We start from the raw sequence: 17,777 nt of genomic DNA, 5'->3' as shown, positions 1-17,777 counted from the left end.
CGACTATACGATGCGCCACTATCTTGGCGCATCGTATCCGCATTAAAGGTAACACCGCGTGAAGCCCTTTCTTCGTTTTTTGAAATCCTATCCGGCGCTGCAAATCATCGCGGCTTTGCTGATCGGGTTTTCGCTTCTGTCCCCCTATTTCCTGACGTCGGGCAACTTTGAAGCCATGTTGGGCGCAAATGCTGTGGTTCTAATCGCAGCAATTGGGATGACTGTGGTTTTTCTGGCGGGCGGCATTGACCTGTCTATCTCTACGGTCATCAGTGCCAGCGCTGTCATTTCGGGGCTTGTTATGGCGCAGACTGATAGTGTTGCGGCAGGTGCTGTTACGGCCGTGGTTGTGGGGTTGGGGTTCGGCGCGTTGAACGGCGTGCTGATCGGCTATTTTCGCCTGACCCCGTTTATTACGACGATGGCCACCCAGCTGATCGCGCGCGGGATTGCCTTTGTGTTAAGCCAAGGGATCGCTGTAAAGGGCACGCCTTACTGGATGCTGGACTTCGGCTTTATGTCGTGGCTGGGAATCCCCGCCGTCACATTGGTGGCTTTGGTGCTGGTGATCCTCTCGGTGATTGCAATGTCGCAAACCACATGGGGGCGACATGTCATGCTGGTTGGTTCCAACGACGAGGCCGCCAGACATGCGGGCATAAACACGCGGTTCATTGAATTCAGCGTCTACCTGTTCGCAGGCGGCATGGCTGGGGCGGCGGGCTTCATTGCCATTGCCAATCTGGGCAACGCCATTCCTGGGGTGGGTGACACGTTGCTATTGATAATTATTGGCGCTGTGGTTCTTGGGGGCACCGGCATGACAGGTGGAGAAGGCTCGGTAGAGCGCACCGTTTTGGGCGTGGCCATCCTTGCGATCCTGACGAATGGGCTGAACCTTTTGGGCATCCCTTTCTACGACCAGCTTATCATCCAAGGCGTGTTGATTTTTCTCGGGACATATCTGGCCATGCGCCTTGGTTCGCGGGGTAAGTCATAATGGTCAAGGTCACACCAAAACCCGCCCTATCTGTGCGCGGCTTGAAGAAATCCTTTTCTGGCAAGACTGTCGTGAACGGCGTTACCTTTGATCTGAAACCAGGTGAGGCACTGGCCCTTGTTGGGGAAAATGGGGCCGGCAAATCCACGACAAAAAACATGCTTTGCGGGTTGTTGCAGCCTAGCGACGGCGAAATTTTGATCGATAACATGCCGGTCGAACGCATCAGCGCGTCCGAACATGGGGTGTCTGCGGTTCACCAAGAACTGTCGCTGTTCGGCTCGCTGACGGTCGCGGAAAACATATGCGTGTCTGATCTTCCGGGCACCCCCGCGCGGGTGGATTGGGCCAAAGCGGAGGACATTGCGCGCGAACAAATCGACTTTCTGGGGATAGAAATCGACCCCCGTGCTTTGATCGAAACCCTAGGTGCAGGCAAGCAGCAGGTTGTTGAGATTGCCAAAGCCCTATTGCATGCCGATAGGGTTTTGATCTTGGACGAGCCGACAACATCCCTCACTGCCGTGGAGCGCAGCAAGCTGTTCGCTATCATCGACAAGCTGAAGGAACGCGGGCTTGGGATCATTTTCATTTCGCACTTTATGGAAGAAATCTACCGCGTGTGTGACAGCTTTCTAGTGCTGCGCGATGGCCAACAAGTGGGGCAAGGATTGCTGGCGGATGTTCCGCAAACAGCGCTGGAAGAAATGATGGTCGGTCGCACCTTGAAAGACGCGCAGGTAGATTTGGCCGCGCCATCGATGAAGCCAGAGCTAGAGGTTCGCAACCTGTCTTCTGCTGACTTCCAAGACATAAGTTTCTCGGTCAACAAGGGGGAGATACTGGGCATAGCGGGCCTGATGGGCGCAGGGCGCACGGAAGTGGCGGAGGCCATATTCGGGCTGCGGCCTGCATCAGGCGACGTGATGATCGGTGGTGAAAATGTGCCACGGACTGTCAATGCGATGAAGGCCAAGGGATTATGCTACATCACGGAAGATCGCCGTCGTAATGGGCTGTTCTTGAACCGACCGGTCCGTGAAAACCTATCCGCGTCGGCGATACTTTCCTTCGCAAAGCGCAGGTTGAAAGGATTTGGTTTTCGCGGCGAGAAGCTCAAGGCGGCGCAGGTTGTGGACGATATGAATGTCTCTGTGCCGCATATCGAGAACGAAGTTAGTGACCTGTCTGGTGGCAATCAGCAAAAGGTATTGCTTGGTCGATGGTTTGCGATGCAACCCGATATTCTTGTGTTCGACGAGCCGACCAAAGGGGTCGATATTGGTGCAAAATTTGACATCCATGCGGCCATTGCCGATCTGGCTCGGGCGGGCAAAACGATTGTAATCGTTTCCTCTGACCTGCCCGAATTGCTGCACACCACCCACCGCATGTTGGTAATGCGAAAGGGGCGAATTGTAGGGGAGTTTGATCGTGCTGACTATGATGCGGTGAAGATCATCTCGCTGGCGGCCAGCACCTCAGGAGGGCGAGAAGAATGACAAGAACCATCAGGGATCTTATGTCGCGTCAAAAGTGGGTCGCTATTGCGTTGGCCACGATTGTATTGGCCGGAGTGCTGTCAGTTGTGTCGCCCGTGTTTTTGACGGTGTCGAACTTTCAGGCGATCTTGGTGCAATCCAGTGTGACCGCGATAATGGCCATCGGGATGACCTACATCATACTAACCGCTGGCATAGATATTTCTGTGGGTGCGATTTTATTCGTCACCTCGGCGCTATTCGCGCAGCTGTATATGGATACCGAAAGCTATCTGCTGGCATTCACGGTTACGATAGTTTGCGCGACCCTGCTTGGGGCCTTGAACGGGTTGTTGATCGTGAAGTTCAAGATATCTCCGCTGATCACGACATTGGCGACTTACTCTATCTACCGAGGGGCCGCTATTCATTTGACCGGTGCGCAAAATATACCCGTACCGCGCGAAATGGGGTTCTTGGGCAATGGCCGCATCCTTGGCCTTCCTGTGCCCATTCTGATTTTGCTCATTGTGACGATAATTGGAATCTACATTCTGAATCGCACACGTTTGGGGGTTTATACGCGTGCGATTGGGAATTCCGAACGCTCGGCCACCGAGACCAATTTGCCGGTGAATAAGGTGTTGATTGCGGTGTATGGCTTCAGCGGGCTGGTGACCGGCATTGCTGCCCTGATATTGCTGGCGCGCGTGGGTGGGCTGCAATCAGGTATCGGAATCGGGATAGAGTTCACCGTGATTGCGGCAGTTATTCTGGGCGGCACCAAGCTGAGTGGCGGGTCCGGTACGGTGGTGGGTTCCGTCATTGGCGCAGTGTTTTTGGTGTTGATCGACAACGGGCTTAATCTGCTCAATGCCTCACCTTATATTTATGACATCGTGCGTGGTTCGGTGCTGTTGGCGGCAGTTGCAATTGACCGGTATTCCGCTGTGCGCCAAAAGGCTTCGCTGGAAGCGCAACGGGCCGAAAGAATGGGCTTTGGCGGGCCGCATCGAGCGGCCCAATAAGGTCGGGTCAGAACTTCTGATAGACGGTTCTCTTTTGCAGATACCCTTCAATCCCATGCATGCCGTCTTCGCCCCCGACACCACTTAACTTGTGGCCGTTGTGGTAGCCCTGAACATAGCCGACGATGCCGGAATTCAAAAAAATTGTGCCTGTTTCCAGCCGTTGAATGGCGTCCATATAAACCGACGGATCTTTGGTCCATAAATACGCTGACAGGCCGTCGGGGCGGGCATTGGCGATGGCAAGGGCGTGTTCATAATCGTCCACACGCACGATGGGCAGGACGGGGCCGAATATCTCTTCTTGCACTGCAGCCGTATCGACCGTGGCCTCCAGCAGAACGGTGGGTTCATACCAGTTGCCTTGTGCGAATTCCTTGCCAGTCGGGCGCTTTCCACCAAGGGCGACTTTTGCTCCGCTGGCGACTGACTTTGCGACGATCTGCTCGACCCGCTCCAATGCGCCGGACGTTGTAATCGGCCCCATACCGCCGTTGGTGGCAGGGTCGCCTAGCTTGACCTCTGCTGCGCGCTTTAGAAGTTTCTCGGTAAATTCATCCGCGATGGCGTCCTCGACCAATACTGTTTCGTTGCAGATGCAAACCTGCCCCGCATTTGCGAAGCGGGCGACGACAGCGGCGTCAACGGCGGCGTTAATATCCGCATCTTTCAGCACAATGAACGGTGCGCTTCCGCCCAGCTCAAGTGACAAGGCAGTGATGTTTTGCGAAGCGGCACTTGCGATCATCTGCCCTGCGCGGATCGAACCGGTAAGGGTGATCATGCGGACAATCGGGCTTTGCGTCAGGGGGGCACCCACCTCTGCGCCTGTCCCAGTGAGCATGTTGATCACACCTGCGGGCAGCCCTGCATCTTGTACGATCTGGCAAAAGACCGACGCGGTCACAGGCGTTGCTTCATGCGGCTTGATGATCATTGTATTGCCGGTGACCAAAGCGGGGCCAACTTTGCGCCCGATCAAGGCTAACGGGTAGTTATATGCGCAAAGCCCCAAAGTCACACCGTAAGGGACCTTGTAGATATACAGCTGCTCCCGCGGATTGTCGGAGGGAAGGATATCACCGCGAATGCGGCGTGCCGCCTCGGCAGAGTACGTCATGTAGGTGATGGTGTCTGTAACTTCGCCAGCCGCCTCGGCGCGAGATTTTCCCTGTTCTTTGACCAGCAGCTCTTCCAATAGGTCGCGATTTTTCTCGATGCCTGCGGCGATTTCGCGGATGTATCCTGCCCTTTCAATTGGAGGCAACTGCGCCCATTTCTTTTGCGCCTTTTGCGAACTATCCAACGCCCGCGCGACATCCTCCTTGGTGCAGGCGGGGACTTCGGCCCATTGCGCGCCGGTGGCCGGATTGATCACAGGACTCCGCGCCCCATTTGACGCTTCGACCCATTCGTTATCGATATAGCACTTATAGAACATGGGCGGATTCCTTAGGTTTTGAGGGTTTGATCGTCATTGTCGGCCAGCAGTAAAATTTTGCCGAAGGCCTTTCCAGAGGCCATGAATTCCAAGGCTTCATTAGTTTGCGACAATGGGAAAGTTGTGGCGGTCAGGGCGTCAAAATCTATGGCTTGGGTTTCGATCAATTGGATCGCTTGCTCGAACTCGCAGTTGAACTGGAAGGAGCCAACAACGTTGATTTCCTTTAGCATGATGAGGTTCAAAAGCACGTCTGCCCCGCCCATCTGGATATTGCTTAAAATCGAGACACAGCCCTTTCGGCGCACGGCCTTCAAGGCAGTGTTGAACGCTGGAATTGCGCCGCTGGCTTCTATGACAACGTCAAATTGACCCTCTAGATCGGCCTCGTTCAGGGTGCCGACGACCAATCCGGATTTTGCTCCAACAGCGCGTGCGACATCTACTGCATCGGGGCGCAAATCGATGGCGGTGACATCTGCTCCGCGGGCGCTGGCGCAGGCAATAGCCAACAATCCCATCGGGCCGCAACCGGTCACGAGCACCTTTTGTCCTTCCGCCACTCCGCCCTTGTTCAACGAGTGCAAAGCGCAAGCCATTGGTTCAGCAAAGGTTAGATGCTTGGGATCAACCTGCGCTGAAACGGGGCGGCAACAGCGGATAGGGTGATCTATTATGTCGCGAAAAAACCCGTCCAGATGCGGCACAGTGGTTGCAGAGCCCGGGAACTTTTTGGCGGTGCACAGGTTTTCCTCGCCGCGTTTGCAGGCGTCGCAGGCCTGACAATTCATGATCGGATTCAACGCAACCAATTGGCCCTTCTTCAGGCTGGACCCGTTTGGATCCACGACATATGCGCAAGCCTCATGGCCCAAAGTCACTGGATTGTTCAGCACAAAAATCCCGTTCGCGAAATGCGAATAGTAGTGCAAATCAGTGCCGCACAGGCTGGCCACTGAGAGGCGTAAACGGGCAAACCCCTCGGGAATTTCTGCCGCAACGCTTTGATCCGCTACTGTTATCGCTCTGGCCGCCGTCAGTTTACTTTCGATGGATGGCATAAAAAGGTCCTTAAAACCCGATGGAATAGCCACCGTCTACGGGCAGATTTACCCCGTTGACGTAGGCCGCTTGATCGGAGGCTAGATAGAAAATTGTGTTGGCGACATCTTGAGCAGACCCGAAAGAGCGGCCGGGAATGCGACCTTCGATTTTGTCTCGGCGTGCGGGGTCTTTGGCTAGGATCGCGCGGGTCATATCCGTGTCGATGAAGCCTGGGCTGACAGCGTTACAGCGAATGCCGAACGGTGCGGCGTCAACGGCAACAGATCGGGTTAGTCCGACCACGGCTGTCTTTGCGGTGACATAGGCCGCCGCAGACGGCAGGGCCATCATCGCCCCCATGGAGGCGATGTTAACGATTGCCCCACCTGTTTCTTTGTGCAATTTCACATAGCGCCCGCAAATCGCAAACATGGCGCGGACATTGATGTTTAGGACGTGGTTCAACTCATCAGGCGAAACCTCCCACACGGGCTTCTTCAAATGCACGCCAGCGTTGTTCACCATGGCGGTGATGGGGCCAAGTGATTGATAAATTTCGCTTAGGAATGTGGCATCAAGGTCAGTGGAGACGTCACATTCAACTAGGTGCTTCGCGCCGTCCAATTGATCAAAATCTCCGCGGCTACGTGCCACCACGCACACGTCATAGCCTGCATCTAGAAACCGTTGAGATTGGGCGAGACCCAATCCTTTGTTTCCTCCGGTGATGACGGCTACAGGCATGGTTTAGGCCCCTTTTTGATGGTGCAGGTACAACGTATTCAGGCGGTTCAGAAAAGTTTCAGCAGGGATCTTTTTGCGAAAGAAGCTTGGAAATATGTCGCAGACGTCATCAACAAAATCCAAGAACCAGATATCCCTTGGGCGCGTCCACGCTTGATCCATTGTGTGAAAGCCGCCTTGAAAGAAGCCTGCGACATTGGGGTTTCGGGCTTGTGCGATCCAAGTGTGGCGATTGGCGGGTTGGCCGTTATTTTCCAGATATACGCCCGATTGCACGGGCTCTGAGGTCACCCATTTCGCGAAGGCCTTCGCGGCGTCCGCATGTCGGGTTTTGGCAGACACACCTATGCCAGCGCCGCCCAAAATTCCGCGCGGATTGGGATGACCGTCGCATAGGGGTAGGTCAAAATAGGCTACAGGTTTGTCCCGAAATCCAGGTCTCGCGTAGTTCACGTATCCAAACAGGCATGGAGAGAAGGCGAAATCGTCACTGGTGGTTAAGGCTTCCAATACGGCGATCGGGTTCATATCCACCTGTGCATCCGGCCCCAAGTTGTAGAGGGCGCGCAGCACTTCTAGGGCGTAATTTCCATTGATGTCAGAGACAAAGTAATCAGGTTTTGTGGCGATGTTTTCTTCACCGCGACCAGCGACAAGGGTCATGAACATATCAAATGCATCAACCGGCAATAGGGGCGTCAATGCGTGGAACTTCGCAGCATCAGGGGCGAGGAAGGCCTCCCAAGTTTTGGGAAGAGGCGGTGCGAGATCGTGGCGATAAGCCGCCATCTGGCAAGCAGCGTCGATGGCAAAGGCCCAACATTGGCCTTTCCAAAAATAGCTTTGCGCCGAGCCTCCGATGGAGGACGCCTCGTCCAGTTCTGTGCCCAAAGGCAGCAATGCGCCTGTATCAGCAATTTTCCCGACGTGAGGGTGGTCGAGAACAATGAAGTCATAGTCAGCTGCAAGCTTTTCTATCGGGGCATCCGCAAAGGCCTGAAGGGATCGCTTGTCCCATGTGATCGACACACCTGTTTGTGCTTCATACTGGCGCGACGCCGCGACCACGGGGTCAAATCCGCGTGGGTGGTCCCATGTCATGCCCCTCAATTTCACTGACAAACTGCTCCCTCAGGTGATGGGGGCAACTCTCACATAGCACACGCGTATCTTTCAAGTATAAAATAGACTTTTACATATGAAATACGTCGTGCTAATTTTTAGATGTGGGGCGTGACCCGCGGCCTTCCTTGTGGGTGTCCAACATGAATTTCAACTGAGGTATCTAGCCATGACCGACCCCCAAGACGGTACCGTTCGATTTGAGTTAACAGGCCATGTGGCCGAAATCATTTTGGATCGCCCCGCCAAGCACAACGCTTTGACGCCGCATATGTACCGCGAGATTGCGCAATGTTGCGCGTTGGCAAATGACACCGCTGATGCCCATGTGGTGATTTTTCGAGGAGCAGGGGAGCGCGCCTTTTGCGCCGGATCGGACATCAAATCCTTGGAGGGATACGAGGACTTTTGGGCGTGGCGGAACCGCTTCGACTATATCCCGCCTATTTTGGGTTTGCGTAAGCCCTCAATAGCCGCGGTGAAGGGTTGGGCACTTGGTGGAGGGTTGGAGATTGCACTTGCATGCGACCTTCGAGTAGTCGCCCGATCCGCCGTATTCGCGGCCCCTGAAGTCGGGCTTGGATGGAACGGAGCAGGGGGCGCTGCCCAGCATCTGACGCAAATATGCGGTTACGGAAAAGCAATGAAGTTTTTGCTGACTGGGGACCGCTTCACCGCTGTCGAAGCGGAGCAGGCAGGTCTGGTCGAATGGCTGGTGGACGATGGTCAAGAGCTTCACACGGCGCATGAAATAGCAGAAAAAATCGCGGGGCATTCCACCGTCGCGACCCAAGCAGTGAAGTCCGCAGTCCGCAGCGCGATGGATTTGACGGTTCAGCAGGGTTTGCAAAATGAAAACGAATTGATGTCGCTCTGTTTCGCCAAGGCTGAACTTGCTAGGTTAAAGGCCTCGCAACAGGGGGGTTAGGGTATGAGTAAGGGTGAAGAAGGGTCTAATACGACCAAGAAGGGCAAATCATCGGTTCCTGCCGTTGAAAAGGCACTGGATGTGCTGGAGCTATTGGCCTCTGCGCCCGACGGGTTAACGATGAACGAGATCGTTGACGCGCTGGGCCGGACCATGGGCGAAATTTATCGTGTCGTGGTTTATTTGGCTGATCGGGATTATCTGTCGCAAAACCATCAAACCGGCCGGTATGCTTTGACCTTGAGATTGTTTGAGCTTTCGCATCGCCACGATCCGACCGCACGTTTGATCCACGCGGCTTTGCCGATATTGGAACGCGTTGCGGCAGCAACCAACCAGTCGTGTCATCTAGGTGTTCTGAACCGTGCGAATGTCCTTGTTCTAGCCTCTGTTCACAGCCCTTTGCCTGCGGGATACTCGGTACGTACCGGTGCGTTGTTTCCTGTAGAGCAAACGAGCTCTGGGCATGTTTTGTTGGCGTTTTCCTCAAATGGGGCCCAAGACCGCTATCTTGCGCGACTGCCTGCTTCGAACCGCGCGGTCGTTCAAGACCGTCTGACCCGTATTCGCGAAACCGGATATGAAGATACATCCAGCAAAATGATTCACGGAGTGCGCAATCTTTGCGTGCCGGTTTTTGATACGCGCGGCGTTACGGCCGCCATTACCTCCGGATACATCGCTCAAGTGGGTGATGCGGCGACTGCAGAGCAGACGTTGTCAAAGTTGCGAGTGTCGGCGGTAGAGCTCTCCAAATCGCTGGGCTTTCGATTGGCCGAAAGTCCCTTCGAGGCGGTTCTAAAAAGTTAACCAAGGTAATCATTTATGTCTGACGCCTCTCTTCACCTGCCACTGACCGGTCTACGCGTTCTAGACTTTTCCCAGTTTCTGGCAGGACCCGTGGCCGCAATGCGTTTGTCAGACCTTGGTGCAGAGGTCATCAAGATTGAACGCCCCGAAGGGGGGGACCTGTGCCGCGCCATGATTGTGAACGATCAAACCCTAGATGGGGAAAGTTTAGTGTTTCACACATTTAATCGCGGCAAGAAAAGTGTGGCGGCCGATCTGAAAAACGCGAGCGATCTGGGCAAGGTAAAGCAGCTTGTGGCGACGGCGGATGTACTTGTGCACAACTTTCGCCCAGGTGTGATGGAGCGCATCGGGCTTGGGTTTGAAACTGTGCAGGCGTTGAATCCCCGTCTCGTCTATGGTGCGGTGTCCGGCTATGGCACCGACGGGCCTTGGGTCACCAAACCTGGACAAGATCTGCTGGTGCAATCATTGTCGGGCATTGCTTGGCTGAATGGAAATGCACATGACGGCCCCGTTCCCACCGGATTCGCAATGCTTGACGTGGCGACGGCTGGCAATCTGGTGCAAGGAATTTTGGCCTGTCTTTTGCGGCGCGCAACTACGGGGTGTGGGGGGTTGGTGGAAGTTGATCTTTTGACCAGCGCACTTGATCTGACCTTTGAGCAATTCACCTGCTTCTTGAACGACGATAATCGGCAACCCAAACGGCATGAGATCGGGAACGCTAATCCCTATCAACCTGCGCCCTACGGTATCTACAAAACCGCCGATGGCTACATGGCATTCGCGATGACCCCATTGGCCAAGGTGGCAGATTTACTTGGCAAGCCGGAGATAGCTGCCATCGGCCAAGAACAAGCCTTCAGCGCGCTGAACGATATCAAAAAGATCGTGGCAGATGAATTTGTGACAATGCCCACGCAACATTGGCTTGATGTATTGGAGCCTGCGGGCGTTTGGTGCGCGCCTGTGCTGGATTGGGTCGATTTTGTACAGACTCAGGGGTTTAAATCCGCGGATCTGGTGCAAACCCTGTCGTCGACAAGCGGGGCGCAGGCGCAGACGACCAAATGCCCGATCCGCATCGATGGTGCGGCGCCTATGTCCTCTGCTCCGGCCCCGCGCCTTGGACAAGACACCGCATCGGTGTTTTCTCAACTGTCCGACCCACAAGTGGCATAGCAGATGTCCTTGCCGTTAGCAGGTGTCCTTGTCGTTGATTTTAGCCAGTTTTTGGCCGGCCCCTATGCGTCCCTCAGGTTGCAAGATCTAGGGGCACGGGTGATCAAGGTCGAAAAGCCCGACAGTGGCGACCTGTGTCGGAGTTTGTATTTGTCCGATACGATATTGGACCAAGATTCGACTCTATTCCACGCGATTAACCGTGGAAAAGAGAGCATCGTGCTGAACCTGAAAACCGAAGCGGGGCGATTGAAGGCACAACGTCTGGCGTCAAAGGCCAATATCGTTTTGCAAAACTTCCGACCCGGGGTGATCGAACGTTTGGGGTTGGATTTCGACACGATCGAAGCGCTAAATCCGAAGGTGGTTTATGGCTCTGTGTCGGGGTATGGGCCACATGGGCCTTGGCGTGATCTTCCTGGGCAAGATTTGTTGGCGCAAGCCCGATCAGGCCTGATGTGGCTCAGTGGAAATGCCGATGACGGGCCGGTGCCCGTAGGTCTTCCTTTGGCTGATCTATTGGCAGGGGCAACCTTGGTACAAGGGGTGCTTGCAGGCCTGTACCGACAAGCAACGAAGAACCAAAGCACACGGGTAGAAACCAGCTTGCTAGAGTGCCTTGCCGACGCGCAATTTGAGTTTCTGACAACCTATTTGAACAATGGGCACGCCCTTCCGCAGCGGGAATCCAAAGGATCTGCCCATGCCTATCTTGCAGCGCCTTATGGCATATATGAAACGCGACAGGGTCAATTGGCTTTGGCCATGACGCCGCTGGATCAATTGGCAGACGCGCTGGAAGAGCCGCTGCTTGAACCCTTTGCAAATGATCCAAAATCCGGCTTTCGTCACCGTGAAGACATCCGAGCAATCATCGCGAACCGCTTACGACGGCTGGATGCACGTTCATGGGAAAACCGCTTGACCGAAAAGGGAATTTGGTGCGCCCGCGTGCTGCAATGGCCAGAATTGTTGAGCTCTGAAACCTTCAAAGCCTTGGATATGATGTCCGATCCACTAAACGCGGGCGACGCCCAAGCGACTTTGATGCGGTCTCCGTTGCGCATTGATGGCGTGCGAGCAGCGGCCGAAGCTATGGGCCCTGTACTAAACGCAAACGGTGATGCGGTAAGCAAAGAGTTCGGGCTGGATTAATCGCGTCGCAGATTGTGCAGGTGCCGGTGGGTTAGGGTGTCCATCCAGCTCGCCTTAGGGACCATGTTTGCGCCCTAGCTCAAGGATCGCGGGCCATGGGGCGGTACTGCTATCTGGAAGGGACGACGTGCCCCAGAAAACCACCATTTCAGCTCCGGCCGCGCTGGCTTGGTTATACATCATCGCAATTTCATCCGGCGTAGGAGGTTTGATAGCGTCGCGCACAGCCTCCGGTACATTCGCTTTGAGGAACGTTGCCTCATAAAGGTTGGTATATGCAAAGCCTTGCAGAACAACCAACTTGCGCTTGTTGGGAAGCGCCTGATTGATCCACGCCATGTAGTCCTGCACGACCCGATCGGGTGTTACTTGCGCGCCGCCGCTCTGTGGGGTTGCGATCTTGGCGACCATCGCGGGGATCGGGTAGATGTCGAAGCCCACAATATCCGCATGCTCTGAATAGGTGGTCACCTTTTCAAGATAGGCAGAGATGCGTCGCTTGCTGCGAAACGACCGTTTGTCGGTGATGATCGGGCCATGCACCATTAATACGGGCAATGAGGGATCAATTTCCTTAACGCGGGCATAGAATGCGGCGACAGCATCAAGTGAAATGCCGTGGAATGCGGCCTCGTCATAGTTGGTTATCCCAGCAATCGCATCACGGCCGGCACAGGAAATTATCTGCGTCAGCGGATCTTCTGCAGGGGGCATATGTCCGATGTGGTGGGGATCAGGATACACAAATTCGCCGGGTATCAGGAGCCTTACTCCGGATTTGCGCAACTCTTGAAAGGCCGGATCATCGGGAGAGCAGGGTGCGACAAAATCCGTCTCAAAACCTAAAGACTTAGGCCTTGGCACTTCTTGGAATTGAAATGTCGGGAAATAGGTCGAAATGCCATTCGCACGCAGTTCTCGGAAGAGGCGCGCATAGTTTCTGTCGGAAATGCTGCCTACCGGAGAACCGGCGACGACAATTTCCTGCGCGGTAACGCTGGTTGGCCAAAGCACACTCCCCAAAGTCAAAAGAGCAACCAGAACTACATGCGCAGATTGCACCAATTCAGTGCAACGACACTTGATCTTCAAAGCGGTTCCGAAAAAAGAGAAACACATATCAACAAATTTCATAAATATGACAACTCGCCCTATTGGGTATCGAATAGTACCGAAATGTTAGTTGGATGAAATCGCAAACTATGTGGGTATCCACTGGAAAACGAGAGCCGCTGGATCAGTACTGCAATCTAAAATGTCTGGGTGGGGTTTCAGACTGGATGGTCTGATGTGGTGCCCAGGAGAGGACTCGAACCTCCACGTCCATACGGACACCAGCACCTGAAGCTGGCGCGTCTACCATTCCGCCACCTGGGCACAGGTATTGGTGCGCGGTGATTAGGTCTGCTGGGCTCAAGTGTCAACGGGATTCGGTGCGTCAGGACATGTTTGTTGCGAATTATCCCTAAGCAGTCGCTGTGATATGTGAAAATCGGCTTGTCTGGGTAATTTTGGCTCGGTAAACCCAATACAGCCAGCCTTGAAGGGAAAGTACCATGTCGAAGCTCGTCACCATTTACGGCGGATCAGGTTTTGTTGGACGCTACGTAGCGCGCCGCATGGCCAAAGAAGGATGGCGCGTTCGTGTGGCGGTGCGTCGCCCGAACGAAGCACTGTTTGTGAAGCCCTATGGCGCTGTTGGTCAAGTGGAACCGATTCTGTGCAACATTCGCGACGATGCGTCTGTGCGTTCGGCGCTGCAAGGTGCGGACGCAGTGGTGAACTGTGTGGGTATCTTGGCCCCATCCGGCAAAAACAAGTTTGATGCGGTGCAGCATGAAGGCGCTGAACGTATTGCCCGCTTGGCCGCAGAAGAAGGCGTGGACCGACTGGTTCATATCTCGGCTATTGGGGCTGATCTGGAAAGCGACAGTGATTACGCGCAATCAAAGGCGCTGGGTGAAGAGGGCGTTTTGGCGAACTTTCCGTCCGCGGTCATTTTGCGCCCTTCTATCGTGTTCGGCCCAGAAGATGATTTTTTCAACCGCTTTGCCGGAATGTCTCGCTTTGGGCCCGTTTTGCCGATCGTTGGCGCGGACACAAAGTTCCAACCCGTATATGTCGATGATGTAGCAAATGCTGCGGTTATGGGCGTTTTGGGGCAGGCAGCCGCGGGCGTGTATGAGTTAGGTGGCCCAGAGGTCGCGACCCTTCGTGAGCTAGTGCATTCGATGCTGGACGTCGTTCGTCGCCGTAGGTTGGTGGTTAACATTCCGTTCTTCGCGGCGCGCATCATGGGCGGCTCATTTGATCTGATCAAGGCGATGAGCGGCGGGTTGGTTGCAGGGCCATTGACCAAGGATCAGGTCCGGCTGCTTGCCAGCGACAATGTGGTGGCTGAAGGCGCGAAAGGATTTGCGGATCTTGGGATAGAAGCAACGGCGTTTGAGGTGATTTTGCCGAATTACCTGTGGCGTTTCCGTCCGTCGGGCCAATATGACGCGATCAAGGAATCGGCGCAAAACCTGCGCGCAGATCACGAATAGGCGAATATCAACAGGCCGATCCCCAAGAATATCCTATAGATCACATAGGGTGTGAAGCTGACTGATTTGAGCAGGCGCATCATCAAAGACAGCGCCAGAAGAGCGGCGACAAATGCAAAGACAGCGGCAATCAGGCTGTCTTTGGCTAACTGCATATTCGCCGTAGAGATGACATCAAGGCCTAGAACCGCTCCGGATGCGATGATTGTTGGAATGGACATCAACATGGACAGCTTGGCTGCATCTTCGCGGGCATAGCCAAGTTGGCGCGCGCCAGAGATCGTAGCGCCAGAGCGCGAAGTCCCGGGAATAAGCGCAATCGCCTGCCATAGCCCCATGATCAACGCGTCTTTAGTTGACCAGTCGGGCGCAGTTTTCGCAGTCGCGCCGCGCTGGTCCGTCCAATAGAGCACCAACCCGAAAATCAACATCGTCCAGCCGATCAATGCGACAGAGCGCAACATAGCATCCATCCCCGTAAGTTTGAGGATCAAGCCAAAAATGATGACGGGAATGGTCGCGATGCCCAAGTATAACGCTAGGCGGGCGCCTTGCGTATCGACCCTGCCCTTTGCCAATCGCCCTATGCCGCCGATAGCTATTCTTACGTCTGCCCAAAAGTAGATGATGACTGCAAACAGGGTGCCAATATGAACAGCAACATCAATCGCCTGCCCCTGATCTTCCATGCCGGTCAGACTTGGCAGCAAGATGAGATGACCGGAGGAAGACACCGGTAGAAACTCTGTCAGCCCCTGAATCAGGGCCACTAGGATGAGTTGGAATAGGGACATTTGCTGCGCCTCGAATCACTTTTCCTCAACCTAAAGGCAGGGAAATAAATGAGAAGAACATTAATATGGAACTCATACTGACCTAAATTATTTCAAAAAGTTCGCTTTTTCGGCTCTGGGAGCGAAAAAAAGGAATAATAGGTAAGCACAGTTGACTTTTCTTTCCGACCATGTCGATTTAGAGAGACATCTCAGATTGGGAGTATTGAAATGGCCAAGCAGCGCATGTTGCAATTTGTGAACGTAGATCGGGATATGCCGGAAAAGCGGCCTCCAAACCTGCGCGCGCAAGATTTCGGTGAAATCTATGCAGAGTACGCTACCGCCAAAGCAGAAGAGCAGGCAGGTCGCTGCAGCCAATGTGGTGTTCCGTATTGCCAATCTCACTGCCCACTTCATAACAACATCCCAGATTGGCTTCGGATGACCGCAGAAGGTCGTCTGCAAGAGGCCTATGAGATTTCACAAGCAACAAACACATTCCCCGAAATCTGCGGTCGAATCTGCCCACAGGATCGCCTGTGCGAAGGGAACTGTGTCATTGAGCAATCTGGCCATGGAACTGTGACCATTGGCTCCGTAGAGAAATACATTACCGACACTGCGTGGGAAAACGGTTGGGTGAAACCTGCCGCCCCGTCCGTAGAGCGCACCGAAAGCGTTGGCATCATCGGCGCTGGTCCCGGTGGCTTGGCGGCAGCTGATGTGTTGCGTCGTCAGGGCGTGCAGGTGACGGTGTATGACCGCTACGACCGTGCAGGCGGGCTGCTGACTTACGGTATTCCAGGGTTCAAACTGGAAAAGGATGTCGTGATGAAGCGCATCGACCAGCTTGAGCAGGGCGGTGTCAACTTCAGGCTGAACTGCAATGTGGGCGAAGACATATCTTTTGCCGAACTGCGGGAAGCGCATGATGCTGTTTTGATTGCGACTGGTGTTTACAAATCCCGCGACTTGCCCGCACCCGGTGTTGGCGCGAAAGGGATTGTCCGAGCGATTGATTTCCTGACAGCCTCGAACCGCAAAAGCTTCGGGGACGCTGTCCCAGAATTTGACAGCGGCGAGCTGAATGCAGAGGGCAAGCGTGTTGTTGTCATCGGTGGCGGCGACACAGCAATGGATTGCTTGCGCACATCCATCCGCCAAGGTGCGACTTCGGTTAAGTGTCTATACCGCCGTGATAAGGCCAATATGCCTGGATCGCAGCGGGAAGTGGCGAATGCCGAAGAAGAAGGCGTGGAATTTGTGTGGCTAACAGCCCCTAAGGGCTTCAAAGGCGATACAGTCGAAGGCGTGATGGTGTCCAAGATGCGCCTTGGGATTCCGGATGCCTCGGGCCGTCAAAGCCCCGAAGAGATCGAGGGTGCGGACTACGTTGAAGATGCTGACATCGTCATTATGGCCCTTGGCTTTGAGCCAGAAGCGCTGCCGAGCCTTTGGAATGTGCCAGAATTGGAAGTGACCCGTTGGGGCACGGTTAAGGCCGACTTCCAAACGCATGAAACTTCCATGCAAGGTGTTTATGCCTGCGGTGATATTCAGCGTGGCGCAAGCCTAGTGGTTTGGGCTATTCGTGATGGGCGTGAAGCTGCAGAGGCGATCATGGATCAAATCAACGCGGCGGCGCAGGTAGCAGCCGAGTGATCAATGAGCGATCAAAAGAAACTGTTGGAGTTCGAGCTCCTGCACGACGAGCACCCGCTTCGGATCGAATCCGCGCCGGGCGAAAGCTCGCGCTTGGTTGTCAGCTTCACCAGCGTTGGACAAGAACGCGACAAGTGGCCGCCGAAGGAATTCGTGGGGCTCGCTTCACAACGCGGGCGCAATCACGTCATCTGCGTGACGGATATTTCGCGCAGCTGGATGAACTCGAACAACATGGCCAATCTGATTTTGAGCAAGATCAGCGACTATGTGCTGGCGCATGGAATCACCAAAGTCATGGCAATTGGGACCAGTATGGGTGCGTACAACGCACTCGTGTTGGGATTCAAAATGCCGCTGACGCGGATCATCTGTTTCACGCCGCAGTATTCGGTTCATCCAGATGTAATGCCGGACGAAAAACGCTGGTGGTGGTTTCGCAAACAGATCACCGACTGGCCGTTCAAGCAGATGGACAAGCTGCCGAACCCACCGGTTCCCATCTACATGTTTCACGGCGACACGCCGGACGAACGGATGCACTGGGAGCGGTTTCCGACCGCACCGAACTTGAAGCACTATATTTTCAAGGGCGCCGACCACAACTTTGTGAAGAACCTCAAGGGCGCCAATACGCTTCGCAAGTTGGTTCTTGCGGGCATCAACAATCGGCCTGGACGGATGAACAAGGTTGTACTTCGGGCAGGTGGAATGCGCCGCGAGGACTACGCGGAATACGTCATGGCAGAAGCGCACTTCAAAACGCGCAGAAAGACCAAGCGTCCGAGCTCGCTCGACAGCTGACCCTAACCACATTTCTTATTGACGGCTCGCCCAATTCTGTTGCGCGACCGA

Annotated in this window: 16 protein-coding genes and 1 tRNA gene; 10 read left to right on the top strand and 7 right to left on the bottom strand. The window is 54.6% G+C overall.

Translation table 11 applies throughout. The features are described from left to right. Window positions 1-58: 58 nt before the first annotated feature. The 3 genes from Q0746_RS08845 to Q0746_RS08835 are packed head-to-tail and all read left to right on the top strand — an operon-like array spanning window position 59 to window position 3,509. Entirely contained in the window at window positions 59-1,000 is a 942-nt protein-coding gene (locus Q0746_RS08845) for an ABC transporter permease (protein ID WP_298259325.1), read from the top strand. After that, a complete protein-coding gene (locus Q0746_RS08840) occupies window positions 1,000-2,502 on the top strand; it encodes a sugar ABC transporter ATP-binding protein (protein WP_298259323.1) in 1,503 nt (500 codons plus the stop codon). The genes Q0746_RS08845 and Q0746_RS08840 overlap by 1 nt, the downstream gene beginning before the upstream one ends. Further along, window positions 2,499-3,509, top strand: a complete 1,011-nt coding sequence (locus Q0746_RS08835) for an ABC transporter permease (protein WP_298259321.1) — start codon at window positions 2,499-2,501, stop codon at window positions 3,507-3,509. Before Q0746_RS08840 ends, Q0746_RS08835 begins: the two co-directional genes overlap by 4 nt. A gap of 7 nt (window positions 3,510-3,516) precedes the next feature. Here the strand turns inward: Q0746_RS08835 and Q0746_RS08830 are convergent, their stop codons facing one another. The 4 genes from Q0746_RS08830 to Q0746_RS08815 are packed head-to-tail and all read right to left on the bottom strand — an operon-like array spanning window position 3,517 to window position 7,839. Further along, window positions 3,517-4,950: an aldehyde dehydrogenase family protein gene (locus Q0746_RS08830; RefSeq protein ID WP_298259319.1), complete on the bottom strand. Its 1,434-nt coding sequence runs from the start codon at window positions 4,948-4,950 to the stop codon at window positions 3,517-3,519. Between the two features lie 11 nt (window positions 4,951-4,961). Next, the gene (locus tag Q0746_RS08825; protein ID WP_298259317.1) at window positions 4,962-6,011 is read right to left on the bottom strand and encodes an alcohol dehydrogenase catalytic domain-containing protein; all 1,050 of its coding nucleotides are present in this window, start codon (window positions 6,009-6,011) and stop codon (window positions 4,962-4,964) included. 10 nt (window positions 6,012-6,021) lie between these two features. Then, window positions 6,022-6,738 (bottom strand): SDR family oxidoreductase, encoded by a 717-nt coding sequence (locus tag Q0746_RS08820; protein ID WP_298259315.1) that lies wholly within the window; start codon window positions 6,736-6,738, stop codon window positions 6,022-6,024. 3 nt (window positions 6,739-6,741) lie between these two features. Continuing rightward, complete coding sequence (locus tag Q0746_RS08815; protein WP_298259313.1) at window positions 6,742-7,839, bottom strand: extracellular solute-binding protein; 1,098 nt, start codon at window positions 7,837-7,839, stop codon at window positions 6,742-6,744. Window positions 7,840-8,029: 190 nt separating this feature from the next. Between Q0746_RS08815 and Q0746_RS08810 the strand changes: the two genes are divergently transcribed. From Q0746_RS08810 to Q0746_RS08795, 4 genes are read left to right on the top strand one after another with little or no spacing between them, the layout of a single operon-like run. Continuing rightward, a complete protein-coding gene (locus Q0746_RS08810; RefSeq protein ID WP_298259311.1) occupies window positions 8,030-8,788 on the top strand; it encodes an enoyl-CoA hydratase/isomerase family protein in 759 nt (252 codons plus the stop codon). A 3-nt stretch (window positions 8,789-8,791) separates the two neighbouring features. Then, complete coding sequence (locus Q0746_RS08805) at window positions 8,792-9,598, top strand: IclR family transcriptional regulator (protein ID WP_298259309.1); 807 nt, start codon at window positions 8,792-8,794, stop codon at window positions 9,596-9,598. A gap of 15 nt (window positions 9,599-9,613) precedes the next feature. Continuing rightward, window positions 9,614-10,783 carry a CoA transferase gene (locus tag Q0746_RS08800; RefSeq protein WP_298259307.1) on the top strand — a complete coding sequence of 390 codons (1,170 nt, stop codon included), beginning with the start codon at window positions 9,614-9,616 and terminating at the stop codon, window positions 10,781-10,783. A gap of 3 nt (window positions 10,784-10,786) precedes the next feature. Beyond that, entirely contained in the window at window positions 10,787-11,938 is a 1,152-nt protein-coding gene (locus tag Q0746_RS08795) for a CaiB/BaiF CoA-transferase family protein (protein ID WP_298259305.1), read from the top strand. A 54-nt stretch (window positions 11,939-11,992) separates the two neighbouring features. Here the strand turns inward: Q0746_RS08795 and Q0746_RS08790 are convergent, their stop codons facing one another. Further along, window positions 11,993-12,952 (bottom strand): hypothetical protein, encoded by a 960-nt coding sequence (locus Q0746_RS08790; protein WP_298259303.1) that lies wholly within the window; start codon window positions 12,950-12,952, stop codon window positions 11,993-11,995. Between the two features lie 277 nt (window positions 12,953-13,229). Further along, window positions 13,230-13,315, bottom strand: a tRNA-Leu gene (locus Q0746_RS08785). 179 nt (window positions 13,316-13,494) lie between these two features. Here Q0746_RS08785 and Q0746_RS08780 point away from each other — a divergent pair. Next, a complete protein-coding gene (locus Q0746_RS08780; protein WP_298259301.1) occupies window positions 13,495-14,484 on the top strand; it encodes a complex I NDUFA9 subunit family protein in 990 nt (329 codons plus the stop codon). Here the strand turns inward: Q0746_RS08780 and Q0746_RS08775 are convergent. Next, window positions 14,475-15,278, bottom strand: a complete 804-nt coding sequence (locus Q0746_RS08775) for an undecaprenyl-diphosphate phosphatase (RefSeq protein WP_298259299.1) — start codon at window positions 15,276-15,278, stop codon at window positions 14,475-14,477. The two genes, Q0746_RS08780 and Q0746_RS08775, sit on opposite strands and share 10 nt — an antisense overlap. 210 nt (window positions 15,279-15,488) lie before the next feature. Here Q0746_RS08775 and Q0746_RS08770 point away from each other — a divergent pair, with 210 nt between their 5' ends. Together Q0746_RS08770 and Q0746_RS08765 are read left to right on the top strand one after the other, a co-directional pair. Then, complete coding sequence (locus Q0746_RS08770; RefSeq protein ID WP_298259297.1) at window positions 15,489-16,922, top strand: NAD(P)-dependent oxidoreductase; 1,434 nt, start codon at window positions 15,489-15,491, stop codon at window positions 16,920-16,922. Between the two features lie 3 nt (window positions 16,923-16,925). Next, window positions 16,926-17,726 carry a hypothetical protein gene (locus tag Q0746_RS08765; protein ID WP_298259296.1) on the top strand — a complete coding sequence of 267 codons (801 nt, stop codon included), beginning with the start codon at window positions 16,926-16,928 and terminating at the stop codon, window positions 17,724-17,726. Window positions 17,727-17,777 lie beyond the last annotated feature (51 nt).

It is taken from the genome of uncultured Litoreibacter sp., from assembly GCF_947487515.1.
In the GTDB taxonomy this organism is placed as follows: Bacteria; Pseudomonadota; Alphaproteobacteria; order Rhodobacterales; family Rhodobacteraceae; genus Litoreibacter.
Note: the sequence above shows the minus strand (reverse complement) of the source record. Positions and strands in the feature narration are given on the sequence as shown.

Coding starts and splice junctions, on each gene's coding strand:
- Q0746_RS08840 (WP_298259323.1), top strand. CDS start 1,000: ATGGTCAAGGTCACACCAAAACCCGCCCTATCTGTGCGCGGCTTGAAG.
- Q0746_RS08835 (WP_298259321.1), top strand. CDS start 2,499: ATGACAAGAACCATCAGGGATCTTATGTCGCGTCAAAAGTGGGTCGCT.
- Q0746_RS08830 (WP_298259319.1), bottom strand. CDS start 4,950: ATGTTCTATAAGTGCTATATCGATAACGAATGGGTCGAAGCGTCAAAT.
- Q0746_RS08825 (WP_298259317.1), bottom strand. CDS start 6,011: ATGCCATCCATCGAAAGTAAACTGACGGCGGCCAGAGCGATAACAGTA.
- Q0746_RS08820 (WP_298259315.1), bottom strand. CDS start 6,738: ATGCCTGTAGCCGTCATCACCGGAGGAAACAAAGGATTGGGTCTCGCC.
- Q0746_RS08815 (WP_298259313.1), bottom strand. CDS start 7,839: ATGACATGGGACCACCCACGCGGATTTGACCCCGTGGTCGCGGCGTCG.
- Q0746_RS08810 (WP_298259311.1), top strand. CDS start 8,030: ATGACCGACCCCCAAGACGGTACCGTTCGATTTGAGTTAACAGGCCAT.
- Q0746_RS08805 (WP_298259309.1), top strand. CDS start 8,792: ATGAGTAAGGGTGAAGAAGGGTCTAATACGACCAAGAAGGGCAAATCA.
- Q0746_RS08800 (WP_298259307.1), top strand. CDS start 9,614: ATGTCTGACGCCTCTCTTCACCTGCCACTGACCGGTCTACGCGTTCTA.
- Q0746_RS08795 (WP_298259305.1), top strand. CDS start 10,787: ATGTCCTTGCCGTTAGCAGGTGTCCTTGTCGTTGATTTTAGCCAGTTT.
- Q0746_RS08780 (WP_298259301.1), top strand. CDS start 13,495: ATGTCGAAGCTCGTCACCATTTACGGCGGATCAGGTTTTGTTGGACGC.
- Q0746_RS08775 (WP_298259299.1), bottom strand. CDS start 15,278: ATGTCCCTATTCCAACTCATCCTAGTGGCCCTGATTCAGGGGCTGACA.
- Q0746_RS08770 (WP_298259297.1), top strand. CDS start 15,489: ATGGCCAAGCAGCGCATGTTGCAATTTGTGAACGTAGATCGGGATATG.
- Q0746_RS08765 (WP_298259296.1), top strand. CDS start 16,926: ATGAGCGATCAAAAGAAACTGTTGGAGTTCGAGCTCCTGCACGACGAG.